Raw genomic sequence first — 25840 nt, 5'->3', positions numbered from 1 at the left:
ATCCATTGCGCGCATGAGTGGGAATAACCCGTATGCCTATTTCGACGATGTGCTGACGCGACTGCCGATACAACATGCCAGTAAGATTGATCCGCTACTGCGCATCGGTATATGCCTTGGTGACATAGGCAGGTGAGCAGGGCAGACGCTTACTGCAAGGCCTGGAGGACGAATGGTTGACCCCCGCTCTGTAGAGCAGCGTCGCAAAATCATGCAATCCGTCGGAACCGCTAACACCGGGCCGGAAATGGCCGTACGAAGAGTTCTCTACGCTTTGGGATATCGGTACAGGTTGCACCGGAAGGATTTACCTGGAAAACCAGATATTGTTTTTGTAAAAAAAAGAAAGGTCATCTTTGTTCATGGTTGCTTTTGGCACGGACATGGGTGCCCGAAGGGGCGACTACCCAAAAGCCGTCTTGAGTACTGGGGCCCTAAAATTGATCGTAATCGCCAACGGGACCGTGAAGCCGAGGAAGCCCTTGGTCTCAAGGGATGGGACGTTCTGACCGTATGGCAATGCGAGCTTAAAGACCTTCATCTTTTAGGGTGTCGTCTGTCGGCGTTTCTTGGGCCCAGAAAAAAACCGATCGACATCTGTCCCGGAATCGCGTAAATTCCACGCCTCGTATGAAGGCGATGATTTTTCTCGCCGAGGGAGGAATGCAGATGACACGACCAATTGGAATAGATCTCTTTGCCGGGGCCGGTGGAATGTCCCTGGGCTTCGAACAGGCGGGCTTTGACGTGGTAGCTGCCGTTGAGATCGACCCAATCCATGCAGCCGTGCATTCTTATAATTTCCCCAACTGTGTGGTGATACCTCAATCGGTATCCTCGTTAACGGCTGAGGATATTCGTGACACTGCGAACATTGGCCTCCGAAATGTGGATATCGTTTTCGGTGGCGCCCCGTGCCAAGGCTTTAGCTTAATGGGGCAGCGCGCCCTTGATGATCCGCGTAACTCGCTGGTCAAAGACTTTGTACGCATTGTCGTAGGCTTGGAATCCTCATACTTTGTTTTTGAAAATGTTAAAGGCATTACGGTTGGCCGCCACAAGCAGTTTCTTGCAGAGCTCATAGAGGAGTTTCAGAGCAACGGCTATGACGTTCTGCCTTGGAGAGTGCTAAACGCAGCGAACTATGGCGTACCTCAGGAACGAGAGCGCTTGATTCTGATTGGGGCAAAGCGTGGACTAAAACTTCCTGAGTACCCGGAGCCGACAACTAGGTCGCCTAGATCTTCTCTGCTACTCGATGCGCAGCTGCCAGAGGGACCGTCTTGCCAAGATGCTCTGGGAGATATTCCTGATGCAGAAGATTACGAGGCGTTGATCGAAAATGATTCGACAGCCGTCAAGTGGGGACGTCCGAGTGCCTATGCCAGAATTCTTCGCGACATGGTTGCCGAGTCGACCTACTACGGCTACAAAAGAAAATGGAACAAAGAACTACTAACAAGCAGCCTTCGCACGAATCACTCTGAAATATCTCGTGCTCGATTTGCGTCAACGGAGATGGGCCAAGTAGAGCCTACCTCTCGATTCTTTAAGCTGCACGCTAATGGGGTGTCTAACACGCTTCGTGCGGGCACTGATTCTGCTCGGGGTGCATTCACCAGCCCTAGACCCATCCACTATAAGTACCCGCGCTGCATCACTGTGCGCGAAATGCTTCGTCTACATGGTTTTCCAGACTGGTTTCGTACGCATGTAACGAAATGGCATGGGGCGAGACAGGTCGGGAACGCTGTTCCTCCGCCACTGGCTCGAGCAGTCGCAGCAAGCATCATTGACGCCATTGGCTGGGAACCATCCAGTCCTACCGGCGCCATTTTGATGGGGGATGAGCGACTGCTTTCCATGGACATGGGGCAGGCTTCTCGCCATTTCGAGATTAATGTTCCGATCAAGCAGCGAGATCGCAAGGGAACGCCAAAACCTAGACAGTCAGCCACTCAGCCCGCTTAGTTAAATGCCCTTTACCTTCGGCTGAAGTACGAACATAGCGTCTCGATGGAATGTCGGGACGCTAAACTGACCCAACGTATCCCTGGTCACTGCTGCAAACTCGACCACGTAAATCCCCTTATTTTTGATCGCTGCAATTGCGACGGGGATTACCAGTTCAGTATCAGTTGATTCGAAAGCAGCTATGACTTGACGGCCAATTTGTTCGGTTAAAATGCGCTGATTACCTTGTTTGGCTTCAACTGTAATGAGCACATCTGACTGGCTACCATCAGGTGTCGCATGGAGTGCTCGAAACAAAGCATCTATCTGGACTTTCCTCAGTTTGATATCCATTTGAAGATGGGTGAGCTCCAGCGCTTCAATCTGGCTGTTCGTCGCGTTAGCAAAGTGACTTTCTATAATTCGAAGGTTTACTGCCACCTGAAGTAGCCATGACTCATCTGTACGCCCCAGCGCTTTCGACGCAAGGGGTAAGCTGAGGCTTTGCACAGGAAAGCTAGGTGTCGAGTCAGAAGGGAGAAAGTCTTCATCAAGGCTGTCCAAGGCTCCGGCCATTCCGTGAACAAATTCGAAAATGGCGCCATCACCAGTCCTCTGGACTCCACCTATCTCTAAGTCCTTCAGGCGCTGAGGCCAAATTTTCGATGCGCTTTTTCCTCTGACTATGTCCTTCATGAAATTAAACGGGTTGCCGTCCAGCTTCATTTTGATGCCGTGGTGCTCTGCACAGTAGCGCTTCGCGTCTTGGACATCTGCTGCGCTAACCAGCGTGCGTGAAAACGTCTTGGTCTTCTCATCGTAAAGCGTATCGAATATCCGCTCGATGATTATTGTTTTTTCGCTAACGGCCATTCACCAGACTCCATCTGAAATTTATGATCTTACAGATGGTAACAAGAAAGGTGATGGAGGGGCATTTACCGAACCAAGCTTGCGCCGATTTGCATACCGTCGAGCTTAGGGATAACCAGGCGCGCGGCCTGCCAATTGATGCGAGTGCCAGTGAAAAAACTCGCTCGGCTGTGATCGTACTTAGCAGCTCCGAATCAGGTGGCTGTTAAGTGAGATTGTTTTTATTTTGAGATTTCGTTATTTTGATTGTGAAGTGATTTTAGTATGATTTCTGCTTGAATTAATTATCGCAGATGTTTCTGTATGGAAAGGTTTTGAAAATGAATGGAGTTCGTTTTCCAGAGTTAATAAGAAAAAAGCTGATGGATTCTGTTGGGGATCTTTGTTCTGCCCCTCACTGTAGAGTTCGTACCGCAAAATTTGACATTCAGACGGGGAAAAAAATAGATATCGGTGAGGCAGCACACATTAAAGGAGCTAGAGGTCCGAGGTATGATCCTAATCAATCTGATTCGGAGCGTCATGATTTTGGAAATGGAATATGGTTGTGTCGAAACTGCCATCGCCGTGTAGATCAAAATACTGCGCTATATCCGGTAGATTTGCTGATTGGGTGGAAGCAGAAGGCCATGGAGGACTACGGGTACCAGCTAGGTAGACCTGCATTGTCGTATCCAGGCTTGGATCTTAGGGATGAGTTGAGGCGAGCCAAAAGCTTCTTGGAACACCAGATTTTAATAATAGTTGCTTTTCAGGATATGGTTTTTTATAGGTCGAGAGGCGATAAATTTCTTGTTTCTGAGGAGATAGTGTCTAGGGTATTTCAGATTGCTAGAGGGAATGTTGGGTACTCTTGGAATAATGACAATGAGCATTGGTGCTTTTTTCCTGACTTTCACAGGCGCCAAGCTGAACTGATACGGCTGTTAAAAATCATTAGTAAATATCCTGAGTTTAGTATCGTATATCGCGGTGAGCGAATTGTTGATACTAGCCATGAAGGGACCGCAGAGGAGTTGGTTTTTTTTGGGGAATTGGCGTCTGCGATTTATTTGTATTATAGCGAGTGGAATCGAGTGAAGGTTTATTTGAATAGTTATGGTGCTGATTTAGCTGACTAGAATTCATATGTGGTTTTTGAGTTTTTTTGGTTCTTTGATTTTAATAGTGGATGACTTCTTCGTAAGTCATCCACTACTAGTGAGTTTCTAAATATTTTGATGCTGTGGGTGAAGTGTTTTTGCCTAGAAAAACTTTTCATTCAGTCCCAAAAGAGTCATGTTCTTGTCATAGCACAGTGGCGTGCTCTGGCAGTTGCCTCCGGCTTTTTTTACTTCCTGCTCTTTCACTTTTGGTAAGTATTTAGGAAGTTCTTCATCTTCTATTTCTTTACCATCTATCGAACAATTAAAACTGGCCGTCGGCATACAGACCACTTCAGGTAGGGACTTTGTTGATTTGGCAGTCGCAGACTGGGCCGTAGGGTTCAAGTATTTTCCACCAAATCCAGGCCCTACCCCGTTTTTGTAAGACGCAGGGTTGCCTTTCGTATCCGTACCCAAGTACCACCCGAATGTGTAGTGGTAACTGCCCGCTGGCGCGTTACCTGCGAAGTTGCCGCTATTCGAGCAGACTCCTTGATCGTCACACATCGCATTTTGTTGGCTGCTTATACTTTCTACACGTTGCTGACCATGCTGGTCTGTATAGACGTTACTGATTCGGACGGGGCTGTTGGGAACACGACAGTCCCATTCTTTAAGGCCGTAATACTGGTCTATTCGAATTAGAGAACAGCCTGTGACATCGTCATTAGCCTGGGCAGCGGTGCCAAGTATCAGTAGGAGTGGTAGTAGGGAAAATAGCGAGAATTTCATGACGGTTACCTTCACGATGATAGGTACGAAACCATTGAGTTATCTGTGTCTGCTTCGCGGCGAAGGCAGAAATTTTTTGGGTATTTCGCTTAAGAATGTATTCAGATGCAGAAATGGCGACCGTCGCTATTGGTTGCGATGCGTTCGTGTGCCATCTGCTTTTTGTCGTTCCTGCATTGCAGCCTCATTGACCCAGCATAAATAGCTGTAACACGGCGTATTGTGCCTACACTCGACATAAAACGCTATTCCTGTGGGTCGGCTAATGCCCAACCATTCCGCTCCAATTGGAGGGCGGTATGTTGGGCAGCGAAGAGAAACAAATGGCTGCGGTTGTTGGGCGAGCGATTGCCAGGCAGCGCAAGCGCCGTGGGCTAACTCAAAATGAGGTGGCAGAAAAGCTGGGGGTGAGCTTTGACGTTGTGTCGCGTACCGAGCGCGGTATCGTCATGCCGACTATTGCTCGATTAATGCAGCTAGCTTCGATTTTCGGCTGCGAGACGGCAGAGTTACTGACTGAAACCAGTACTCGCTCAACCGATCAGGCCAGTCGAATGGCCGATTTGATAAGTGGCCTGGATCACTCTGAGCGGCTGCTTATCATGAATATGGTTGAGCAATTGGTCGAACACCTAAAGCACAAGTGACAAATTGTCGAAATACCCTCCCGTATCGGTACCTGCTATGCGTGAGGCTTCGCGCTATCTCGGTTCAGAGGAGCGCCAGGCCGGTAAGGTGGCTGGCGGAATCAGCCTCAGGCTGAAGGCAGATGCGCAGAATCCACCTGTTGCAATCACCGCATCCCTCGCTCAGGCGAATCTGATATAACTGGTTCTGGGGAGGGGGACATTAAAGGCCTGTCAGGTACGAAAAGGGTCTCCCAGAACGTTGATCAACTAGGATGATTTACGATGTCTGGTGTAAATATTAAAGAAACTAAAGGCGCTTGGATAATCCATCACGGGCGTAAATTGGTCCTTGATTCAAATGGTTGTGCGGAGTTTCCAGCATTGGATGAGGCAGCTAAAGCTGCAACATTGTTAACCAAGCTAGGGCAATCGGATAACGACAAGATATCCAAAAATGAGGTGCGCGCAATTGCGGTAGCGTCCGGGTTAAACCCACGCCACGAGCTTTCTGGACTGTTACAAGTTCTTGAGAAGAAGAGACTTATAGGGCAAGAAGGGGAAAATATCACCATATTTGGTGTTAACACGAGAGCATCATTGGGCCATGCCGCAGATATTTTTCATGACGCGGAGCCAAGTTCCTATGAGCTAGCTTCACTGACCTTGGCAGAGATGACCTCGGTTGAGCCAGTACGTAGAGCAGATATCTCAGAAGAGCTCGGCGATGAACATGAGTTAACTAAGCTTCAGGTAGTCGACTTTCTGAATCGAGCTGAGGATATTGGATTTATTGACAGAGAGGGAGACGGTGAGGATAAGCTTTTATTTAATGGTAATCTGTTTCGTCGAGACTCAATATTAAAGACTCAAAAGGTGCTATCTTCCCTAACAGATATCGAGCGCTTGCTGTTTCAAGAGGTGGGTGAAGAACTGTCGAAGACTGGCTGTCTCACTCTTCCTTATGTTGAAAAGAAGCTTTCTAAGCAGCTTTTTGAAAAGCTGGTTGCTGCTGGGCTTTTCGATCTTAATCAGGTTACTAATGAACAAGGTAGTCACGTTTATATTACCTCGCCATCAGCTTTTCACAAGTTTGTTGACCCGATGATCGATGACTGCTTTGATATGGCAAAATCGCTTGTGGCAGCATTAAGTTATGGCATGAATGATCGAGCGGCATCTCAAGGTCGAATAAATGCTTTGCCGGCGTTACTTGGTAAGCTTATAAGTGGAGCAGAGATCGGGCCGGCTACGGCAATTGGGCAAGATTATCGCGTCCTCGAAATTAGTCGAGTTGTGAAGCTTCGTGCCCATCCAAACTACTCGAACCGTTTCTATATGAGGCTACTAAAAAAAGAAGTGGGAGAGTTGGCGCTACAGGTTCTTACTCAAGGTAATGCTTATGCGCAGTCTCTGACAGAGCTACCTAGTGCGCCAATGTCAGGATATATAGGGCCTGAAGCAAGTCGGACGTCATTAAGAAAACGTCAATCAACTTTAAGTAAGCGTACTACTAGAGATATTCTTGAAGCCGTTCGAGGCGGGCGGGCATTTTAATGAATAGCAAACAGCAAACAAGTAAAGGCGCAGTTCTTGAAGAGCTACTTCGGGCTTACTTCTTGAGAGCTGGTTTTTTTGTAATACGAGGCGTTCCGTTTCGATTTGCCGATGAGGATCTGACAGACGTAGACTTATGGCTTTACGAGCGCCCAACCGGAACAGCTAGAAGGGTGCAAATATGCGATATCAAATATAAGCAACGACCAAAAGCCGTAGAGCGTATATTTTGGACTAGTGGGTTGGCAAAGGCTCTGGATATTGATGGGGCCTATGTTGCAACAACGGACAAGAGAAAAAACCTTCGAGCAGTTGCGGAAAAACTAGATCTACAACTTATTGATGGCGCAGACATTCAACGGATGCTCGCTAGCCAAAGTGTTCTTTATCCAGAGCGAATAGGAGACGAGCAATTAGTTGAAGAGTTGCAGGTCGTTGACAAGGAGTTTCGGTCGAAGGTGCTACAAGACGCGCGCGATGATATTTTATCTTCGCTTTCTGAAGGCTTTGGTGCGCCCTCGGCAGTGCGTGCGTTAGAAAGCTTTAGCCGGCTCGCCTCGGCCGTAGTCAGCTATCACCCCAACTCGCTAGCAGCTCGGGCTGCTGGTCGACTTGCATACCTTGCCGCTTCGATAGTTTGTGAGAGTTTGGATTTTGTAAGCGTTGGGGCTGCATTTCGTCCACTTGAAGAAAAACGAGAGTTAATATTAAGAGCTGTTCGATATGGTGCTCTTAGTAGTGATAGAGGGCAGCAAAGTTTAAGATTGGCGTTAGCTCTAGTTGAGAAGTATGCGCCGGCAGGTAAGATCACAGCCACCGCAGTTGAAAATGGCTTGAAACGTGATTTGGATCAAATTCCAGCTGAAATAATTGCTGATCAAGCGATAAAACTGTTAAAGGCAGATATGCTTTTCCTGACGGGGCGGGAGCTAGAGATGGAAGCTTATAGTGTTAATCTTCTATCGTTTGATCACTTAACAAATTCAACAAAGTCGATGCTTGGCGCATTACTCGATTATGCAGGAATAGATCGTGCTAGGTTTGCTCAGGCTTGGAGCCCTGAGGATATCAAATCTGCGGTTTCGCCCGTTCCAGAAACCAGCCTTAAGAGTAAGCAGGCTAAGTTGTTTCAGGATAACTGAGTTGAAAGTGGCGTCGTGCCGGTTAGTTGGTGTGGCGCCCCTTAATTTTTTGTGTGTCAGTTGTATCCAGTGATCTAATTTTTTTGCGGTGATTTTGGGGGAGTGTTGTATGTTGTGGAGTTTTTTGCGATGACCTTCAGGTTTTGGAATTATAAACCCGGCAAAGGGGAGGAGTGTGCAGGTTGCTAGACTTTGAGAGTTTTCAGCTTTTCATTGTTAGATTGTAGATGTTTTTCCTCCTGTATATGCTGTTACCATCTCAAATATTAAACAAGTCAGGAGTACGGCAATTAGCAATGGCCAAAAGCGCGCCAAGGTGAACACAAGCAAAACGGCCAAGACACAGCTCGCCAGTATTCCGATGAACAGAAAAAGTTGGCTGATAAAACGTATTAAATTCATTGCGAGTTCCTTCAGGCATAAAGCTGCTTGAGCGGCGACCGCTCAAGCAGTTGTGGTGGAAAGCTGCGTCAGGCTACCAATCGAAGAGCTGAGTCGAGGGCGCGTTGTTTGATTGTCGCACCCTGACCGAACCAGGCTGAATCTACCCGGTACTCCGAGGTCCTGGCCCTGCGTTCGTGATCAACGTATTCAGTCACTGCGTTCAACAGACCCCATGCGGTGCCTCGGGCGGATTCCAGATCCGCCCCTCGGCCCTTTCCTTCGTACAGGCTTTGCACCTTTTCCATCGCTCGTTTATTTGGCAGCACTTTGGGAATGGGGTCCCCAGAGCCGGTGTCGCACAGTACTTCCATGAAAAAGCCCATAGCCTCATGCCACTGTACTTTGCGTGCGGCGAGCATGTTCATTCGGTACATGAATTCGTCCCATTGCGAGACGGCGATGCCCAATTGTTTCTTCACTGTCTGTGGAACAAAACGTGTGCTGTGTGGGACCTTGATGGCGTGTGTGGCTCCATCCAATGCAACCGCCAGTGTGTTGTTGCAAACCACACGAATGCTGGTGGGCGTTGCCGTGGTTGCTAGTGTGCCGTCACAAGAGGTTGCCAGCAGCAAATAGCCGTTCACCTGATCGTTTCCTTTGAGTGTGGTCGCTTGGCCCGTTCTGGCGAGAGCCCAGAATTTGCGGCCTCCTTTCAATACACCTGCCGTTTCCAACTCATACCCTGATACCTCAGTGAGATCTCGGTAGAACTCCAGCACTTCGCCAGGCTGGACCACTTGATAACGACTAGAAACCACCGACAACGGAGATTTTGTGTCGGAACGGTAAAGGACTTTCTGTTCTGAAAAGGAGTGAATCGTGCTCAGGTGTCCGACGGCATCGGCTTTGAAATGTACGGGGCTTTCCTCGATCTGCCAGCTCATCCCGGCTTCTCGCTGCCATATCTCCAGAGGTTGCTTCGGCGAAAGACTGGAGCCCAAGCCGTGCCAAGGTGCTGCACCGCTGTACGCCATGTGTTCGATAAGATGTGTCATGCAATGTCCTTAAAGTTATTGCCACAGCTCATCCTCCATACAGACTCATAGGGGTGACGGTGGCGTATTTTTTAACGGGAGGTGGAAACGTTATGGGGCTGGTGAGACTTAGGGCCCAGCCCGGATTTAACGGTGTCTGGCGAGGTTCAAGCAGCTTTGGCAGGCACCGGGAGATAGCGTGTTTTGAACGCTGTTATTTGCGTTGGTAAAGCTGGCAGCTTCCCTCGAAAGTGCGTGAAGGAAAGATCCAGCGAACCCGGTGAGTGAGCTGTTTCTGCTCAGCTTAGATTTCACGTCCTTTCCGTCAGCGATAGCCTGCAACGTGGCACCAACCAGTGAAATAATTGAGAAAATTTTCCGAGAGGGTGTGTTCGAAGCTCTTGGATTTGGACTGCATGATGGGCAACTGAGTGGCATGCCTGTGCTCCTGTTGAATGGACAAATAGGTCTTGAAAGGCCTGCTCTTTGCAGGTTGGTTGCCGACGAGGATGCCCAAAAACTTGGACTCTCCTGTTCATGATGTGTGGCTGAGATTTTTTGCGTTGTTGCTTGGATCGGTTCTGGGCAACAACCGAGCTCTAGCATTGCAAGATGGGTTTTGAGCAACGCTGGGCCAGATCTGAAGCCATCGACCTCGTTGGCCGGTGGTGGGGAGGGGGGAGTTAGGGGGCAAGGATTTGCTGCCTCGTGATGATGGCTTCGTGTCTCATTTCCAATGGCCCAAATCGTGTATTTTTTTAATTCGAGAAGAGCACAACCACGCCTGTTGATGTGCCGGTAGAGTTTTCTCTCCGCAACGATACGAAGGTAGGCAAATGATGAGTTCAGATATCCCACCAACCGCCAGAATTTTGAGGCTCACACAGGTCCGCGAGCGTTTGGGGCTCTCACGTTCAACCATTTATGATCGGCTCAACAATCGCTCTCCTCGCTACGATGCTTCATTCCCTAAGCCCGTGAAAATAGGAATCTCTGCCGTAGGTTGGATCGAATCCTCGCTGAACGAATGGATAGGCAATCGCCCTAGCTGTTGACACCGTAAATCGAGTTGATCGAGGAGGTGGGCTTTGGCACTAACTCTTTAAGTTATAAATTTTTTAGCTATTAGTATTTACTAACAATTTCCCAGTCAAAGCGCCACCGCTATAGGCATAAGCCTTCAGGCGAGTTCTGGTTCATTTGTTATTGTTAATATGAATAAAAGAAATACGTTTATAAAGCTAATCTTGATAGCAGTCGGAAGGAGTGGAGTTGGCCATGTACTCAGAAAATGAAATGGCACTATTTGCATCTTGTTATAAGACGGCGGGGTGTAATGCGGGTGGGGGAGAATTAGCTGTTCGTGTGCTAGGTGATGAGTGGCATGTTGCAGATTATATTTGCACTATAGAAAAAGTGTTGAAAAAAATAATATCGACTAAGAGTCCTTTGTTTTATGTGGTGCCGATTGGTCGGTCCGGTGGTCATAGATTGAAGATGAGTGAGCTCGGAGTTAAGTTCATTAATCTTCTACAGGCTGAACTTAAGTTGGTGTCCAGGAATTTCCCGTACTATGAATTTAATCCGTATGTTTCTATCTTCTTTGATGTTGCCTACAAGCTTGAGCTTAATAACTTGGCTTGGGAGCTAAGGGGTAAGCTTGTACCAAACCTTACCTTGTCTGTGGCTACCCTAAATACAGCTATTGAAGAGCTTAGGCGCTTAGGTAAGGTGGAGAGATTTAAGGCTAAATTAAGAAATTTCCGTCGTGTTGCGGATAAGAATTTTATTGAGGTTAAAAGATATATAAACGGGATGTTCTCAGTTTATTCGCGGCTTATGGTTGTTCGTCTTGATCTCGGATACAGTAGGACGCTAGCAGATATAGACGTCGAAAAAGAAGTTGAGCACAGGAATGTAAGTAAAGATAGAGTGGAGTTTTTTAAGGCTTTAAATAAGTTGGCAAAAGATAAGATGGTCGGCTTTGTTTGGAAATTAGAGTATGGCCTGGATAAATTTTATCACTACCATTTGATGTTGTTTTTCGACGGTTCTCAGGTCCAGGAAGATGTCATGTGGGCCAAGCGGGCAGGAGAGATCTGGGTCAGCGAGGTTACAAACGGTGATGGTGTTTACTTTAATTGTAATAGCAAGAAATATCTTTATAGAGACTGCGGAATAGGAATTGTAGAACATCATGATCAAAAAAAGCGCGAAAACTTAATGCTGGCTGCCTCTTACTTAACGAAGCCCGACTATTATTTGCGAATGGTTCTCCCGGGAAAATCTCGAGCACTCGGTAAGGGATTAGCGCCTAAAATACCAGCTAAGAAGATGGGAAGGCCCAGGTCACTGGTTCAATCCTCATAAAAAACAACTCAAGCCTAGCACTGGCTTGAGTTGTTTTTTATGAGGTGAAGATCAAGATTTAAATCCAAACTCTTTGAATATATCATCATGGATAATCCACTTTCTTATGGTTTTTCCAGCATTGTCCCCTGAAAGGATGAACTCTTTATTTGATTGAAGCTCTTTCATGATGGAATTAACGGCATCTGTTGCTGTAATCCAGTTGCTCGTTGATCGTTTGGCCGTTAAGAGTTTCTTGATTAGCAGCTTTACAGCGTCATAACGTTTAGCTGCTTTTATTCCGCCAGTTGAGTTGCTTGTTTTCTTTGATTGATTTTTTTCTTGTCGGATTGTAGCCATCTCTTTTTCTGAGAGTGTCCCGCTTAGAAATAAGGCCTCGGCAACGTAAGACCAAGCCTTTTCCGTTTCTCCCTCTTCCACAGCTAGGGTCGCCATTATGGTCAGCGTAAGCGAGGCGTAATAAAAGTACTCATAAGGATTTCTCGCGAGCCCTAACGTATGTTTTACCCAAAGAACTTCGATCTTGTTGGTGAACTCGGGATTTATTCTTATGTCATTTTCTATTTCTTTTTTGAGTCGGTGGAATTTGGTTTTCTTGTCGATGAGCTTGGTACTCTCATCAAGTAACTGGAAATTCTTTTCAATTGCGTCTCGTGGAGTTCGGTGGGCTAGTGCTTGATAAAACTCTTCAGTTACGCCTAGCCCCGTTGTTTCATTCTTTTTAGGCTTCGGCGCGGCTACTTTTTTGTCAATGGTAGGCATCTAAAGTCCTGGTTTTTTTGACCGCATAGTTAGTTTTAATTGCTGTTTGCTAAAGTTGTTATTCCGCTGTGGCGCTGGTTTTGCTTCCCATAAAGCTTGCCCAGTCGGTCATCAATGCTCTGCGTTTGTCTAGAAAATCTGAGCGAGAGTACGCCCCTTCAGTTTGGTCACGTTCATCATGCGCCAGAGCCATCTCGCAAACCTCCCGTGGGTAGTGAGTGCATTCACCGGCCCAGTCTCTAAATGAGGATCGAAAGCCGTGTCGGGTGATGTGTTCGTACCCCATGCCATGCAGGAGCGTCCGTACTGCGTTTGCGTGCATGACTCCTGTCTTGCCCTGGCCTGGAAATAGAAAGGCGCTTCCCTCATCTCGTGGAATGCTCTTCACCAGCTTTACGACTTCCTCGGCAAGCGGAATTACGAAAGCTACCCGCATCTTCATTCGCTCACCTGGCAGCGACCAAGTCCCAGCTTTTAGATCAAACTCGTCCCAGCGAGCGAACCTGACCATGTGGGCGCGTGCGCTGGTCATGATCAACAGTTGAGCGGCCTGAGACGGAGGTGTCGAGTTTGTCCTGAGCTTTAACATCAACTCAGGTACTTCCTGCCAGCGCAAGGCTTCAAAGTGCTCACGCTTCCGAGCCTTCCTCTTTTCAGAACGGCTCAGCAGGTTGTCTAAGTGCCCGCGCCAGCGAGCAGGGTTCTCACCCTGTCGGAGGTTGCGTGCTTTGGCTGCATCCAGAACTTGCTCAATCTGGCCGCGTACCTCGTCAGCGGTTCTGGTCTTGGTTGCCCAAATGGGTTGTAACACCTTGAGCACTTCGGGAGTACCGATGTCTTCGGCTGACAGCTTGCCTATGTGATCAAACGCATACAGCTCCAGCTTCCGCAGCCAACCTTTACGCCACTTCTCCGACCACGCGGCGCCATGAGCATCACGGTATTCCGTTGCGAGCGTCTCGAACTTCAGTTGCTTGGCTTCGCTTGCACGCTGGGCTTCCCGTTGAGCTGCTCGCTCTATGTCTCTGGCTGCCAAGGGATCGATGCCATCACTCAGTTGGCTGCGTTTAGCACTGGCATCTTGCCTGGCCTTCTTGAGGCTCACCTCAGGAAATGAGCCCAAGCCCATCTCTCTACGGCGACCTGCCAGTTGGAAGCGAAGTGTCCAGGATTTACTTCCGCTAGGTTTGACTTCCAACCGTAGGCCATCACCATCTTCATAGGTGCCAGGTTCGGTCAGGTTTTCGACTTGTTTCGGATTCAGCTTAGCCATTAGATTTCCCCTGTCGTCCCTTTTGTCCCCCCACCTGTCCCCCCACTTCATCGTTGGATGAGGTCAAATGGCGTTGAACACCATCGGACAAGGGAATGCCTGAAAGCCCCGGAATAGCTAAGCTATCAGGAAGATTCTTGGATGGGATAGGATTATTTCGGACAATTAAAAAGCCGGCTTGTGGCCGGCTTCTCGGGGACTGCCTCAGCTTGTTTTTGACAAACCTCAGCAGCCTTCAAATCGCTCAGCCAACATCGCGTCTGGCTGAATAGTAGGGGCATCCGCGGGAACTCCTCCGCTTCGCCTGGCAGGGTGTGTGGTTGAAAGCCTCCCCTGCCCAATGTGCCGCGCATGATACCCACATTCACCTCAATTGCCCACCTCCGGTTCCGATTTAGAGCCTTCCCAGCCCAAAAGCTGGTCATCCAGAGGCACGGGTGGGCGGCGGTTGTTGAGGGTGGACCACCAGAATACCCAGCCCACGATCTCAAAGTTCTGTTCGAAGCGTTGTTCGTAGGTGAGGTATTCGTCGGGGTGTTCGGCGGCGTTGTGGCTGCGCATGCGCAGGCCGCCGCCGGGGCGGTTGTAGAGGTATTTGATGCGTAGCATGCCGTCGTGTTCGACGGCGTAGATTTCGCCGTCGATGATTTGGGTGCGGCCACGGTCGACGGCGAGGGTGGCGCCTTGTTGGATGATCTCGATCATGCTGTTGTCGACCATGTAGGCGCCACAGGCGCGGTCAGGGTTTACTGTGAGGAGGTCGAGGGTGTGCCGGGAGACGCGGATGCGTTCGGTGGAGGTGAATGTGGGGTGGAGGGGGATCTCCACGTCGAGTTTTTCCGCAGGGCAGGCCGGGCCTGTGAGGTATTTGCCGCTATCTTCGCGGGTGAGTGCAGTCCTTGCAGTGGGGCCGTCCAACAGGAAGTTGGCCGGTGGATGTTTGGGGCCCAGGCCGGTGTTCAGCCACCGGCTGGAGACGCATAACAGCTCTGCGATCTCGTTGAGTCGGCCCATGGGGACGCCGCGCTTGAACCAGTTGTTCACGTGTTGAGGCGTGACGCCGCGGTTCTTGGCGAAGTCGGAGGCGGAAAGATGAACTTCCCGTAATAGCGCTTTTAAACGATCACCTGATGTATTCATAAACGCAGAGTTTACTGGCCGTAAAAACTAATCAAATAAACTATGCGTTGAATTGCGCCTGTAGGCTTTTACTGGGTTGTAGCCGGATTTTTCTATAGTTCCAAGGTATTAAACAGGGTTAGTTGTTAGTTGAACTTGGTGTTTAATTTTATGCATAAAAAAAGCCCCGAATAGTCGGGGCTTTTTGTATTGCCGAAGCAATGAAGAACCGGTATCAGCCTTTGTAGGCGGCAACCGACTTCATGATCTCGGCGCGGGCGGCGTCTGCGTTGCCCCAACCGTCGATCTTCACCCATTTGCCTTTTTCGAGGTCTTTGTAGTTCTCGAAGAAGTGCTTGATCTGCTCCAGCAACAGTGGCGGCAGGTCGGTGTATTCCTTCACGTCCACATACAGCTGGGACAGCTTGTCGTGGGGTACTGCGATAACTTTGGCATCGCCGCCGCCGTCGTCGGTCATGTTCAGGATGCCGACCGGGCGTGCACGGATAACCGAGCCTGGGGTCACCGGGTAAGGGGTTACCACCAGCACGTCGAGGGGGTCACCGTCGTCAGCCAGAGTGTTGGGGATGAAACCGTAGTTGGCCGGGTAGAACATTGGGGTGGCCATGAAACGGTCAACGAACAGGCAGTCGCTGTCTTTGTCGATTTCGTATTTGATCGGCGCGTGGTTGGCCGGAATCTCGATGGCGACGTAGATGTCGTTCGGCAGGTCTTTGCCAGCCGGAATCTTGCTGTAGCTCATTGGGCGTTGCCCCCGTTAATTGGCCAAGAAACTTGGCCGGATTGGCCTAAAAGTGGCGGCGATTATAGGCATATTCTGACGCTGATGCCATGCGCCAGACGTCGTAAGCTCATTCGCCGTGCGGCGAGTAGCGCGGGTCATGGGCTTGCAGCCGGACCAGGCGTTCCAGCGGGTCCTGGCGGTAAAAACGGCTGAGTTGCGCGTATACCTGCGGATAATGGCTGACCAGTAAATCCGGGGCACTGAAGAAATATTCGCTGGTGACGGCGAAGAACTCCGCCGGGTTTTCGGCGGCGTAGGGGTCGATCTCGGTTTCGGCGTCCGGGTTGGCGTCCAGCTGGCGATTGAGGTCATCAAACGCGCTTTGCATCACGCTGGCCCATTCCTGCACGCGCATATCGTGATGCAGCGGCGGCAGGCCGTTGGCGTCGCCGTTGAGCATGTCGAGTTTGTGCGCCAGTTCGTGGATCACCAGGTTGTAGCCTTCCCAGTTGCCGCTGGCCAGGACGCCGGGCCAGGCGAGGATCACCGGGCCTTGTTGCCAGGCCTCGCCGCTGTGTTCGCCGTCCCATTCATGCTCGACGCCGCTGGCATCGCGATGGCGCTGCGGGCTCAGGAAGTCGTCGGGGTACAGCACGATTTCATGGAAGCCCTGGTACCAGTCCAGGTCTCCCAGGTTCATCAAGGGCAGTTGCGCCTGGGCGGCGAGCAGCAGGCGTTGTTCCTGATGCAGTTCGACGCCGGGCAGGGCGGTGAGGTGCTTTTCGGCGAGGAACACCACGCAGGCTTCGCGCAGCCACTGGTCTTGCTCGGCACTGATGCCGTCGAGGAAGGTCAGGTGGTGGCGCACCCGCTGCCAGGTGTCATCGGCAATCGGGTGCTTGGCCAGCAGGCGCCGGCGACGCCAGGCGCTGAGGGACCACATCGGTGATCAGGGCTTGGCTTCGGAGGAAGCGTTGCCGAAGCGGCTGCGGATCACACCGATGATCATCGGCACCAGCGACAGCAGAATGATGAACACCACCAGCAACGACAGGTTTTTCTTGATAAAGGGCACGTTGCCGAAGAAGTAACCCAAGGTCACCAGGCCACCGACCCAGATCACGGTGCCGAACACGCTGAACCCGAAGAAGCGTGGGTAAGGCATCTTGGCGATACCGGCGACGAACGGCGCAAAGGTGCGCAGGATCGGCAGGAAACGCGCCAGGGTCACGGTTTTGCCGCCGTGCTTGTCGTAGAAATCGTGAGTCTTTTGCAGGTAGTCGCGGCGGAAGATCTTCGAGTTCGGGTTACTGAACAAGCGTTCTCCCGCCGTTCGTCCGATCACATAGTTGGTGCTGTCCCCCAGGATCGCCGCCAACATCAACAGGCCGGCCAGCAACACCGGGTCCATGCCGCCACCTGCGGCGACGGCGCCGGCGATGAACAGCAGCGAATCACCTGGCAGGAAGGGCATGACCACCAGGCCGGTTTCACAAAAAATAACCAGGAACAAAATGGCGTAGATCCACACACCGTAGTTTTTCACCAGCATGTCGAGGTACACGTCGAGATGCAGGATAAGGTCGAGCGGGTTGAAATCCATGAAGGGCACCTGTGTGAATGGCCCGGCTCAGCAGGCCAGTGCGGGGGGGCTACGGTTAAGTTGGGCTACAAGCTTATGTCGTGATTCTTACAACCGAAAGAGGCCCGCATTATACGGATCGGCAAGTGAAAAGCGTGTTGGTTTTGTAGCGGGGGATGTCGCGATTATCAAAGCTATACATCAATCCAGATGTGGGGGATGTGGGAGGGGGCTTGCTCCCGAAAGCGGTAGGTCGGCCAATCAATGTATCGACTGATACTGCGCTATCGGGAGCAAGCCCCCTCCCACAGGTCACCTTCCACAGGTGGTTGAGGGTGTTCTGTGGTCAGTCTTCACTGATCGGCAATACATAGTTCTTGAACTCGGTGTCTTCACGAAATCCGATCGACTCGTAGGTCTTCTGGGCCACCTTATTGTCACTGCTGGTGGATACTCGCAGCCGCACCGCCTGGGTTTCCTTGGCCATCTTCTTCGCCGTGCGCATCAGGTTGTCCGCCACCAGTTGGCGGCGGGCGTCTTCGGCGACGTAGATGTCGTTGAGAATCCACACGCGCTTGAGCGACAACGACGAAAAGCTTGGGTACAGCTGGCAGAACCCGAGCAGTTTCTTGTCGTCGTCATCCGCCAGGGCCAGATAGATCACCGACTCCTTCCGGCGCAGGCGCTTTTCCAGGAAGTTTCGCGAGGAGTCCGGGAACGGCAATGCGCCGTAGAATTCGCGGTATTTGACGAACAGGGGCGTCAGCAGGTCCAGGTGTTCCAGGGTCGCTTGAGTAATCCGCATGTCAGGCCTCGACGTCAAATGGGGGGATGACCACGCAAGCGGCCGTGACTCGATGCTGCCTAATGGCGCTAAAAAGCGCAATCATGCGGCTATCGGTCATCCGCTGGGCTAAGCAGGAAATTCCCTTTCATCAGGTCCGGATCATCCGACTCGATGGTCTGAACCTGCGCCTCGTCCTTGAGGTTGACGCCCGACAGTTGCCGGCGGCACGCCTCTTTCATCAAGTAAAGCAGGCGATGAGCCGCCATGCCGTAACTGAGCCCCTCCAGGCGCACATTCGAGATGCAATTACGGTAAGCGTCGGTGAGGCCTACCTTGGGGTTGTAGGTGAAATACAGCCCCAGGCTGTCTGGCGAGCTTAGCCCTGGACGTTCGCCGATCAGGATCACCACCATCTTGGCGCCGAGCAATTGGCCGATTTCGTCGGCCACCGCCACACGGCCCTGTTCCACCAGAATGACGGGAGATAAAGACCAGCCTTCGGCGTGGGTCTGTTCTTCCATGCGCGTCAGAAATGGCAGCGTGTGTTTATGCACCGCCAGCGCCGACAAACCATCCGCGACCACCACGGCCAGGTCGACCCCGCCAGGGTGGGCGCTCGCGTAGTCGCGCAACTGTTGCGCCGAGTCATCGCTCAGGCGTCGCCCCAGGTCCGGGCGTTGCAGGTACATATGCCGGTCGACGGCGGCGCTGTGCAGCAACAGGCTGTCACGGCCACGTTCGGCCAGTTGGCGGCTCAGGCCGGCGTGGTCGAAGGGCAAGTGCACCGCGTCACGCGCCTGGGCGTGGGCGAATTGAAAATCCAGCTGCGCCTGGGTGGGAATGCTGGTGCCGGTGCGGCCCAGCGCAATGCGCGCCGGCGTCAGGCGGCGCAGTTCCAACCAGGGGTTGTCGGGGAGTTCTACGGGTTGCACAGGCGGCTCCTTCATCCCAATTGCGCCAAGGCGTGGCGAAACGCTGGTGGCAGGCTGTTGCCGAAGTGCACCTTGCCGTCGGCTTGCGTGAAGATGCCCATTTTCGCCAGCCACTGTTCAAATTCCGGTGCCGGTTTCAGCCCCAGGGTCTGGCGGGCGTACAAGGCATCGTGGAACGAGGTGGTCTGGTAGTTGAGCATGATGTCGTCGGAGCCCGGGATGCCCATGATGAAGTTGATCCCGGCCACACCCAGCAGGGTCAGCAGGGTGTCCATGTCATCCTGGTCGGCTTCGGCGTGGTTGGTGTAGCAGATGTCGCAGCCCATCGGCACGCCCAGCAATTTGCCGCAGAAGTGATCTTCAAGGCCGGCGCGGATGATCTGTTTGCCGTTGTACAGGTACTCCGGGCCGATAAATCCTACGACTGTGTTGACCAAAAATGGCTTGAAATGCCGCGCCACGGCGTAGGCACGGGTTTCGCAGGTTTGCTGGTCCACGCCAAAGTGTGCGTTGGCCGACAAGGCACTGCCCTGGCCGGTTTCGAAATACATCAGGTTCTGGCCCAACGTGCCGCGGTTCAGGCTCAGGCCGGCGTCGTAACCTTCCTGCAGCACGCTCAGGCTGATGCCGAAACTGGCGTTGGCCGCCTCGGTACCGGCAATCGACTGAAACACCAGGTCCAGCGGCACGCCACGGTTGATCGCCTCGATGGAGGTGGTGACATGGGTGAGCACGCAGGCTTGGGTGGGGATTTCGTAGCGTTGGATGATCGCGTCGAGCATTTCCAGCATGGCGCAGATCGAGGCGATGCTGTCGGTGGCCGGGTTGATGCCGATCATGGCGTCGCCATTGCCATAGAGCAGGCCATCGAGAATGCTCGCGGCGATGCCCGCCGGTTCATCCGTCGGGTGGTTGGGTTGCAGGCGGGTGGATAAGCGCCCGCGCAGGCCCAGGGTGCCGCGAAACTTTGTGACCACGCGGATCTTCTGCGCCACCAGCACCAGGTCCTGCACGCGCATGATCTTCGATACGGCGGCGGCCATTTCGGGTGTCAGCCCTGGCGCCAGGGCGCGTAGGGATTGTTCATCGGCGGCCTCGCTGAGCAGCCAATCGCGCAGGCCACCGACGGTCAGGTGGCTGACGGCGGCAAACGCCTGTTGATCATGGGTGTCGATGATCAGTCGGGTGACTTCATCGCTTTCATACGGGATCAGCGCTTCCTGCAGAAAGTGCTTCAGCGGGATATTCGCCAACGCCATCTGCGCGGCCACCCGTTCACCGTCGTTCTGCGCGGCCACGCCGGCAAGAAAGTCCCCGGAGCGTGCAGGGCTGGCCTTGGCCATCACGTCCTTGAGGCTGTCAAAGCGGTAGGTTTGTGTACCCACCGCGTGAGAAAAACTTGCCATACAGTGTCTCCTTGGCGGCACGGGCAAGGCGCCCGCGCCGAGGTTTACGGCATTCAGTGCAAGGCGGCTTCCGCGGCCTGGATCGCCGCGAATTCCTCTTCCGGCGTGCCTGCTACCAAGTGATGCCGGCTGTAGAAAGCAAAGTAAGCAATTAATACTCCATAGATGATCGCGGCGCCAATGACGACGCGAGGGTCGACCAGAAAGCCCGCCACCACGGCCACGCAGGCCAGCACCAGGGCGACACCCGAGGTAAAGATCCCGCCCGGTGTGCGGTACGGACGGTCCATTTTGGGGCGGCGGATGCGCAAGGTGATGTGCGCGGCCATCATCAGTACGTAGGAAATGGTCGCGCCAAACACCGCCACCAGAATCAGCAAATCACCCTGGCCGGTCAGCGACAGGCCGAAGCCGATGATGCCGGGGATCACCAAGGCAAAGACCGGTGCTTTGCTTTTGGTGGTCTGGGACAGTTTGCGCGGCAGGTAACCGGCGCGGGACAGGGCGAAGATCTGCCGCGAATACGCGTAGATGATCGAGAAAAAGCTGGCGATCAGCCCGGCCAGGCCGACCAGGTTGACGAAGCCGCCCATCCAGGTCGAACCGCCGTAGGACAGCGCCAGCGCTTCAACCAGCGGGTTACCCGACTTGATTAGCGCATAAGTGCCCGCGCCGCCGGGTGCAATGACCAGAATCAGCAAGGCGAAACTGGTCAGCACCACAATGGCGCCGATCAGGCCCCGAGGCAGGTCGCGCTTGGGGTTCTTGGTTTCTTCGGCGGCCAGGGGCACGCCCTCTACGGCGAGGAAAAACCAGATCGCATAGGGGATAGCCGCCCACACCCCGACGTAGCCGAAGGGCAGGAAGGTGCTGGCGCCCTTGGCTTGCGTCACTGGGATATCCAGCAGGTTGGCGATGTTGAAGTGCGGCGCCATCGACACCAGGAACACCCCCAGGGCAATGGCCGCAATGGCGGTGATCACAAACATCAGCTTCAGCGCTTCGCCCACGCCGAAGATGTGGATGCCGATAAAAATGATGTAGAACGCGAGGTAAATCATCCAGCCGCCAATGCCGAACAGCGACTCGCAATAAGCCCCGATAAACACCGCGATGGCGGCGGGCGCAATGGCGTATTCAATCAGGATGGCGGTGCCCGTGAGGAACCCGCCCCAAGGGCCGAAGGCACTGCGGGCAAACCCGTAGCCGCCGCCGGCGGTGGGGATCATCGAGGACAGTTCGGCTAGGGAAAAACACATGCACAGGTACATGGTGGCCATCAGCAATGTCGCCAGGAACATGCCGCCCCAGCCACCTTGGGCCAGGCCGAAGTTCCACCCGGCGTAGTCGCCGGAGATGACATAGGCAACACCAAGGCCGACCAGCAGCACCCAGCCGGCGGCGCCTTTTTTCAGTTCGCGTTGTTGGAAGTATTCGGAGTCGACTTTTTCGAAGTCGACGGAAGAACTCGTGGGTTCGCTAGGCATGGGAAGTACCTTCCATTCTTATTGTTTTTAACTCGGCCTCTGTGTGCCGAATGTGGGAGGGGACTTGTTCCCGATAGCGGTGTATCAGGCAACAGGGGTGCGAATGAAACACCGCTATCGGGAGCAAGCCCCCTCCCACAGTTGAGTGCATTTCAAATGCAGGAGAGGGGTATTAGTTAGAAAAAGCCCAACGGATTAATGTCGTAACTGACCAGCAAGTTTTTAGTCTGCTGGTAGTGGTCCAACATCATCTTGTGCGTTTCGCGGCCCACGCCGGATTTCTTGTAACCGCCAAACGCGGCATGCGCCGGGTACAGGTGGTAGCAGTTGGTCCACACGCGACCGGCCTTGATCGCCCGGCCCATGCGGTAGGCGCGGTTGATGTCGCGGGTCCATACACCGGCGCCCAGGCCGAACTCGGTGTCGTTGGCAATGGCCAGGGCTTCGGCTTCGTCCTTGAAGGTGGTGATGCTCACCACCGGGCCGAAGATTTCTTCCTGGAACACGCGCATCTGGTTATTGCCCTTGAGCAGGGTCGGTTGGATGTAATAGCCGCCGGCCATGTCGCCGCTGAGCTGCTCGACCTTACCGCCGGTCAGCAGTTGCGCACCTTCGCCCTTGGCGATATCCAGGTAGGACAGGATCTTGTCGAACTGCTGCTCGGACGCCTGGGCGCCGACCATGGTGTCGGTGTCCAGCGGGTCGCCCCGTTTGATCTGTTCGATCTTCTTCATCACCACCTTCATGAAGTCGTCGTAGATCGACTCTTGCACCAGCGCCCGCGACGGGCAGGTGCACACTTCACCTTGGTTGAAGAACGCCAGCACCAGGCCTTCGGCGGCTTTTTCGATAAACGAAGGCTCGGCCTTCATGATGTCTTCGAAGAAGATGTTCGGCGACTTGCCACCCAGTTCAACGGTGGACGGAATAATGTTGGTGGCCGCTGCATGCATGATGTGCGAGCCCACCGGCGTGGAACCGGTGAAGGCGATCTTGGCGATGCGCTTGCTGGTGGCCAGCGCTTCGCCGGCTTCTTTGCCGAAGCCATGCACCACGTTCAGCACGCCCGGCGGCAGCAGGTCGCCGATCACTTCCAGCAGCACGTTGATCCCCAGCGGGGTTTGCTCGGCAGGCTTGAGCACCACGCAGTTGCCGGCGGCCAGGGCCGGGGCGAGTTTCCACGCGGCCATCAGCAGCGGGAAGTTCCACGGGATGATCTGGCCGACCACGCCCAGGGGTTCGTGGAAGTGGTAGGCGGCGGTGTGTTCGTTGATTTCGGCACTGGTGCCTTCCTGGGCACGGATGCAGCCGGCGAAGTAGCGGAAGTGGTCGGCGGCCAGCGGGATGTCGGCGTTGAGGGTTTCACGCACGGCCTTGCCGTTGTCCCAGGTTTCGGTGATGGCCAGCAGTTCGAGGTTCTGCTCGATGCGGTCGGCGATTTTCAGCAGCACCAGCGAGCGGTCCTGGGCCGAGGTCTTGCCCCAGGCGTCAGCGGCGGCATGGGCGGCGTCCAGCGCCTTGTCGATGTCTTTGGCAGTGGAACGGGGGAATTCGGCGATAGGCTTGCCGTTGACCGGCGAGGTGTTGGTGAAATAGTTGCCCTCGACAGGCGCAACGAATTCGCCACCAATGTAGTTGCCGTACTTGGCCTTGAACGAAACGATCGCGCCTTCAGTACCGGGGTGTGCGTAACGCATGGTGGGTATCTCCTGGCTTTTATGTTTATTGGAGTGCAGCGCAAAGCGCTTGATAAAGCGTAGAGCAAAGGTTGGGCCACTGCTGCGCGAGCCAGGCAAATCAAGGGGTTAGGGTTTGTTGCAAGGCGTTGCTGTGGCGTACCTGGTACAGGTGGTGTGACAGTTTGTGCCACACGCGATACAGCCTGTGACCGGTGAGTCTGCCCGGGATTGCAATGGTCGGATGGCTGGGGGATGCTGGCTGTTCTCACGCAGGGAGAATAATAAGAACATGCACAATGATCATTTCAGTCGCCATGCCCAGCAAGTCTTGACCGTCACCCGTGGGCAAGACCTTTCCCTGGGCCCGGGCAGCGACCCGTCCATCGCCCGCTCCTGGCTGCGTTGCCTGGAGGACTATCACCTCGACCCCGCCCAGACCCTCGCCCCCACCGTGCTTGAACACGGCCGCCTGCTGGAAAGCCGCGAACGCCTGCAACAAGTGCTGCACATTGCGGGCAGCGAGATGAACAGCCTGCACCAGCAACTATCGGGCGCCGGCCATGCCGTGCTGCTCACCGATGCACGCGGGGTGATCCTCAACTGTGTGACAGCGCCGTCCGAGCGCAAGATCTTCGAGCGCGCCGGGCTGTGGCTCGGCGCCGATTGGAGCGAGGCCTGTGAGGGCACCAATGGCATCGGCACCTGCCTGGTGGAGCGCCAGTCCCTGACCATTCACCGCGACGAGCATTTTCGCGGCCGTCATACCGGGCTGACCTGCTCGGCGAGCCCGGTGTTCGACCCGCAAGGTGAATTGCTCGCGGTGCTGGATGTGTCATCCGCGCGGGAGGCGGTGTCGCGCCAGAGCCAGTTCCACACCATGGCACTGGTGAACCTGTCGGCGAAGATGATCGAGAGCTGCTATTTCCTGCGGCATTTTGAACATCACTGGCTGTTGCGTTTTCACCTGCAAGCCGAGTCGGTGGGGCTGTTCAGTGAAGGGCTGGTGGCGTTCGATGGCGACGGGCGTATCTGTGCGGTCAATCAGAGCGCATTGAACCTGCTGGGGCAGGGGCGCAGTGGCCTGTTGGGGCAGCCGGTGGAAGCCTATTTCGACTGCTCCCTGGACCAGATGCTTGGGCGGGCCAGCGCCAATGCCACGGCCAGTTGGCCGCTACGCACCCGTGATGGCCGGCAGTTGTTCGCCGCAGTGAGGGGGCAGTCGCGCAGCGTACCGGTTGCCATGCCGGTTCCTGCGGTGAAGACCGAGCCGCCTCGCCAACCGGGGATCTGCCTGGGCGATCCGGCCCTGCAAAACGATTTTCGCAAGGCGCTGCGGGTTTTCGAGCGCGACGTACCGTTGCTGGTCAGCGGTGAAACCGGGTCCGGCAAGGAAGCGTTCGCCAAGGCCGTGCACCAGGCCAGTCAGCGTGCCGATAAAGCCTTTATCGCCCTCAACTGTGCGGCCATCCCGGAAAGCCTGATTGAAAGTGAACTGTTTGGTTATCGTGCCGGCAGCTTCACGGGTGCCCGTAAGGAAGGCATGCAGGGCAAGTTGCAACAGGCCGACGGGGGCACGCTGTTCCTCGATGAAATCGGTGACATGCCGCTCGCGTTGCAATCGCGGCTCTTGAGGGTGCTGGAAGATCGCATGGTGGTGCCCCTGGGCGGCGAGCCCCAGGCGGTGAATGTCAGAATCGTCAGCGCCACGCACCGCAATCTGATTGAGCGCGTGCAGGAAGGCAGCTTTCGAGAGGACTTGTACTATCGACTGAACGGTCTGGAAGTTTCTTTGCCCGCTGTGCGTGAGCGCAGTGATAAAGAGCAGTTGCTGGCGTTTGTGCTGGAGCAGGAAGCCAGCGGGCAGCCGGTTTCGCTGCACGCCGCAGCGCGCCAGGCACTGTTGGCGTATGCCTGGCCGGGCAATGTGCGGCAGTTGCGTACGGTTTTACGCACGTTGGTCGCGTTGTGCGATGACGAATGGATCGGCCTGGATGACTTGCCCGCCATGATTCGCCAGGCGTCAACGCGCCAAGGCGTGGCGGATGTGCCGTCCCGCTCGATGCTGGAGGACGCCGAGCGCCTGGCGTTGGTCAGCGTCCTGGAACAACAGCGCTGGCAGATGACCCGTGCCGCCGAGCAGTTGGGGGTCAGCCGTAATACCCTCTATCGAAAGTTGCGTAAGTATGGCGTCGAGTTGCGTGTTAAACGTGAACAGGGGTAATTATGTAGTTTCTACTGTGTGTGGATATGTG

The 25840-nt window shown here is 53.7% G+C and carries 24 protein-coding genes; 10 read left to right on the top strand and 14 right to left on the bottom strand.

Features of this window, described 5'->3' with window-relative positions; translation table 11 throughout:
• Nucleotides 1–13: 13 nt before the first annotated feature.
• Genes DK870_RS08565 through DK870_RS08555 form a run of 3 tightly spaced genes read left to right on the top strand, consistent with a single transcriptional unit; the run spans nucleotide 14 to nucleotide 1971 of the window.
• On the top strand, nucleotides 14–136 hold the full coding sequence (locus tag DK870_RS08565; RefSeq protein ID WP_372241667.1) for a transposase domain-containing protein: 123 nt from the start codon (nucleotides 14–16) through the stop codon (nucleotides 134–136).
• 36 nt (nucleotides 137–172) lie between these two features.
• A complete protein-coding gene (locus tag DK870_RS08560) occupies nucleotides 173–616 on the top strand; it encodes a very short patch repair endonuclease (RefSeq protein WP_161548449.1) in 444 nt (147 codons plus the stop codon).
• Between the two features lie 14 nt (nucleotides 617–630).
• Entirely contained in the window at nucleotides 631–1971 is a 1341-nt protein-coding gene (locus DK870_RS08555; RefSeq protein WP_161548448.1) for a DNA cytosine methyltransferase, read from the top strand.
• Here the strand turns inward: DK870_RS08555 and DK870_RS08550 are convergent, their stop codons facing one another.
• Entirely contained in the window at nucleotides 1972–2826 is an 855-nt protein-coding gene (locus tag DK870_RS08550) for a hypothetical protein (protein WP_161548447.1), read from the bottom strand.
• 320 nt (nucleotides 2827–3146) lie between these two features.
• Here DK870_RS08550 and DK870_RS08545 point away from each other — a divergent pair, with 320 nt between their 5' ends.
• On the top strand, nucleotides 3147–3947 hold the full coding sequence (locus tag DK870_RS08545) for an HNH endonuclease (RefSeq protein ID WP_161548446.1): 801 nt from the start codon (nucleotides 3147–3149) through the stop codon (nucleotides 3945–3947).
• Nucleotides 3948–4070: 123 nt separating this feature from the next.
• Here the strand turns inward: DK870_RS08545 and DK870_RS08540 are convergent, their stop codons facing one another.
• The gene (locus tag DK870_RS08540) at nucleotides 4071–4703 is read right to left on the bottom strand and encodes a hypothetical protein (protein WP_161548445.1); all 633 of its coding nucleotides are present in this window, start codon (nucleotides 4701–4703) and stop codon (nucleotides 4071–4073) included.
• A 299-nt stretch (nucleotides 4704–5002) separates the two neighbouring features.
• On the opposite strand from DK870_RS08540, the gene DK870_RS08535 reads away from it, so the two are divergent.
• The 3 genes from DK870_RS08535 to DK870_RS08525 all read left to right on the top strand — a co-directional run bounded on the left by DK870_RS08535 (nucleotide 5003) and on the right by DK870_RS08525 (nucleotide 8028).
• Complete coding sequence (locus tag DK870_RS08535) at nucleotides 5003–5350, top strand: helix-turn-helix domain-containing protein (RefSeq protein WP_161548444.1); 348 nt, start codon at nucleotides 5003–5005, stop codon at nucleotides 5348–5350.
• A gap of 264 nt (nucleotides 5351–5614) precedes the next feature.
• On the top strand, nucleotides 5615–6886 hold the full coding sequence (locus DK870_RS08530) for a hypothetical protein (protein WP_161548443.1): 1272 nt from the start codon (nucleotides 5615–5617) through the stop codon (nucleotides 6884–6886).
• Nucleotides 6886–8028, top strand: a complete 1143-nt coding sequence (locus DK870_RS08525) for a hypothetical protein (RefSeq protein WP_161548442.1) — start codon at nucleotides 6886–6888, stop codon at nucleotides 8026–8028. Before DK870_RS08530 ends, DK870_RS08525 begins: the two co-directional genes overlap by 1 nt.
• Nucleotides 8029–8498: 470 nt before the next feature.
• On the opposite strand, the gene DK870_RS08520 is transcribed toward DK870_RS08525, so the two are convergent.
• The gene (locus DK870_RS08520; protein ID WP_161548441.1) at nucleotides 8499–9467 is read right to left on the bottom strand and encodes a DUF932 domain-containing protein; all 969 of its coding nucleotides are present in this window, start codon (nucleotides 9465–9467) and stop codon (nucleotides 8499–8501) included.
• Nucleotides 9468–10282: 815 nt separating this feature from the next.
• Here DK870_RS08520 and DK870_RS08515 point away from each other — a divergent pair.
• Complete coding sequence (locus DK870_RS08515; RefSeq protein ID WP_161548440.1) at nucleotides 10283–10501, top strand: AlpA family transcriptional regulator; 219 nt, start codon at nucleotides 10283–10285, stop codon at nucleotides 10499–10501.
• Between the two features lie 223 nt (nucleotides 10502–10724).
• Nucleotides 10725–11816: an inovirus-type Gp2 protein gene (locus DK870_RS08510; protein WP_161548439.1), complete on the top strand. Its 1092-nt coding sequence runs from the start codon at nucleotides 10725–10727 to the stop codon at nucleotides 11814–11816.
• A gap of 51 nt (nucleotides 11817–11867) precedes the next feature.
• Here the strand turns inward: DK870_RS08510 and DK870_RS08505 are convergent, their stop codons facing one another.
• The 11 genes from DK870_RS08505 to DK870_RS08455 form a co-directional block, all read right to left on the bottom strand.
• The gene (locus DK870_RS08505) at nucleotides 11868–12578 is read right to left on the bottom strand and encodes a hypothetical protein (protein WP_161548438.1); all 711 of its coding nucleotides are present in this window, start codon (nucleotides 12576–12578) and stop codon (nucleotides 11868–11870) included.
• A 58-nt stretch (nucleotides 12579–12636) separates the two neighbouring features.
• Nucleotides 12637–13851 carry an integrase arm-type DNA-binding domain-containing protein gene (locus DK870_RS08500; RefSeq protein WP_161548437.1) on the bottom strand — a complete coding sequence of 405 codons (1215 nt, stop codon included), beginning with the start codon at nucleotides 13849–13851 and terminating at the stop codon, nucleotides 12637–12639.
• 369 nt (nucleotides 13852–14220) lie between these two features.
• Nucleotides 14221–14991 (bottom strand): S24 family peptidase, encoded by a 771-nt coding sequence (locus tag DK870_RS08495; protein WP_081087018.1) that lies wholly within the window; start codon nucleotides 14989–14991, stop codon nucleotides 14221–14223.
• Nucleotides 14992–15205: 214 nt separating this feature from the next.
• Nucleotides 15206–15733 (bottom strand): inorganic diphosphatase, encoded by a 528-nt coding sequence (gene ppa, locus DK870_RS08490; protein WP_003176323.1) that lies wholly within the window; start codon nucleotides 15731–15733, stop codon nucleotides 15206–15208.
• Nucleotides 15734–15842: 109 nt separating this feature from the next.
• Nucleotides 15843–16658, bottom strand: a complete 816-nt coding sequence (locus DK870_RS08485; protein ID WP_060754750.1) for a zinc-dependent peptidase — start codon at nucleotides 16656–16658, stop codon at nucleotides 15843–15845.
• A gap of 6 nt (nucleotides 16659–16664) precedes the next feature.
• Nucleotides 16665–17318, bottom strand: a complete 654-nt coding sequence (locus tag DK870_RS08480) for a DedA family protein (protein WP_060754749.1) — start codon at nucleotides 17316–17318, stop codon at nucleotides 16665–16667.
• A gap of 325 nt (nucleotides 17319–17643) precedes the next feature.
• Nucleotides 17644–18102 (bottom strand): N-acetyltransferase, encoded by a 459-nt coding sequence (locus DK870_RS08475; protein WP_060754748.1) that lies wholly within the window; start codon nucleotides 18100–18102, stop codon nucleotides 17644–17646.
• Between the two features lie 89 nt (nucleotides 18103–18191).
• Nucleotides 18192–19031 (bottom strand): ethanolamine ammonia-lyase subunit EutC, encoded by an 840-nt coding sequence (gene eutC, locus DK870_RS08470; RefSeq protein ID WP_104996073.1) that lies wholly within the window; start codon nucleotides 19029–19031, stop codon nucleotides 18192–18194.
• Complete coding sequence (locus DK870_RS08465) at nucleotides 19028–20422, bottom strand: ethanolamine ammonia-lyase subunit EutB (protein WP_161548436.1); 1395 nt, start codon at nucleotides 20420–20422, stop codon at nucleotides 19028–19030. The genes eutC and DK870_RS08465 overlap by 4 nt, the downstream gene beginning before the upstream one ends.
• A gap of 53 nt (nucleotides 20423–20475) precedes the next feature.
• The gene (gene eat, locus DK870_RS08460) at nucleotides 20476–21909 is read right to left on the bottom strand and encodes an ethanolamine permease (protein WP_060754745.1); all 1434 of its coding nucleotides are present in this window, start codon (nucleotides 21907–21909) and stop codon (nucleotides 20476–20478) included.
• A gap of 176 nt (nucleotides 21910–22085) precedes the next feature.
• Nucleotides 22086–23606: an aldehyde dehydrogenase family protein gene (locus DK870_RS08455; protein ID WP_104996070.1), complete on the bottom strand. Its 1521-nt coding sequence runs from the start codon at nucleotides 23604–23606 to the stop codon at nucleotides 22086–22088.
• A 271-nt stretch (nucleotides 23607–23877) separates the two neighbouring features.
• On the opposite strand from DK870_RS08455, the gene DK870_RS08450 reads away from it, so the two are divergent.
• Nucleotides 23878–25809 (top strand): sigma-54-dependent Fis family transcriptional regulator, encoded by a 1932-nt coding sequence (locus tag DK870_RS08450; RefSeq protein ID WP_161548435.1) that lies wholly within the window; start codon nucleotides 23878–23880, stop codon nucleotides 25807–25809.
• The last annotated feature ends 31 nt before the right edge of the window (nucleotides 25810–25840 follow it).

Origin of the sequence: Pseudomonas sp. Q1 (assembly GCF_009935975.1) — a bacterium.
Taxonomy (GTDB): Bacteria; Pseudomonadota; Gammaproteobacteria; order Pseudomonadales; family Pseudomonadaceae; genus Aquipseudomonas; species Aquipseudomonas palleroniana.
The sequence above is the reverse complement of the archived record's forward strand: the minus strand, read 5'-3'. Positions and strand labels throughout refer to the sequence as shown.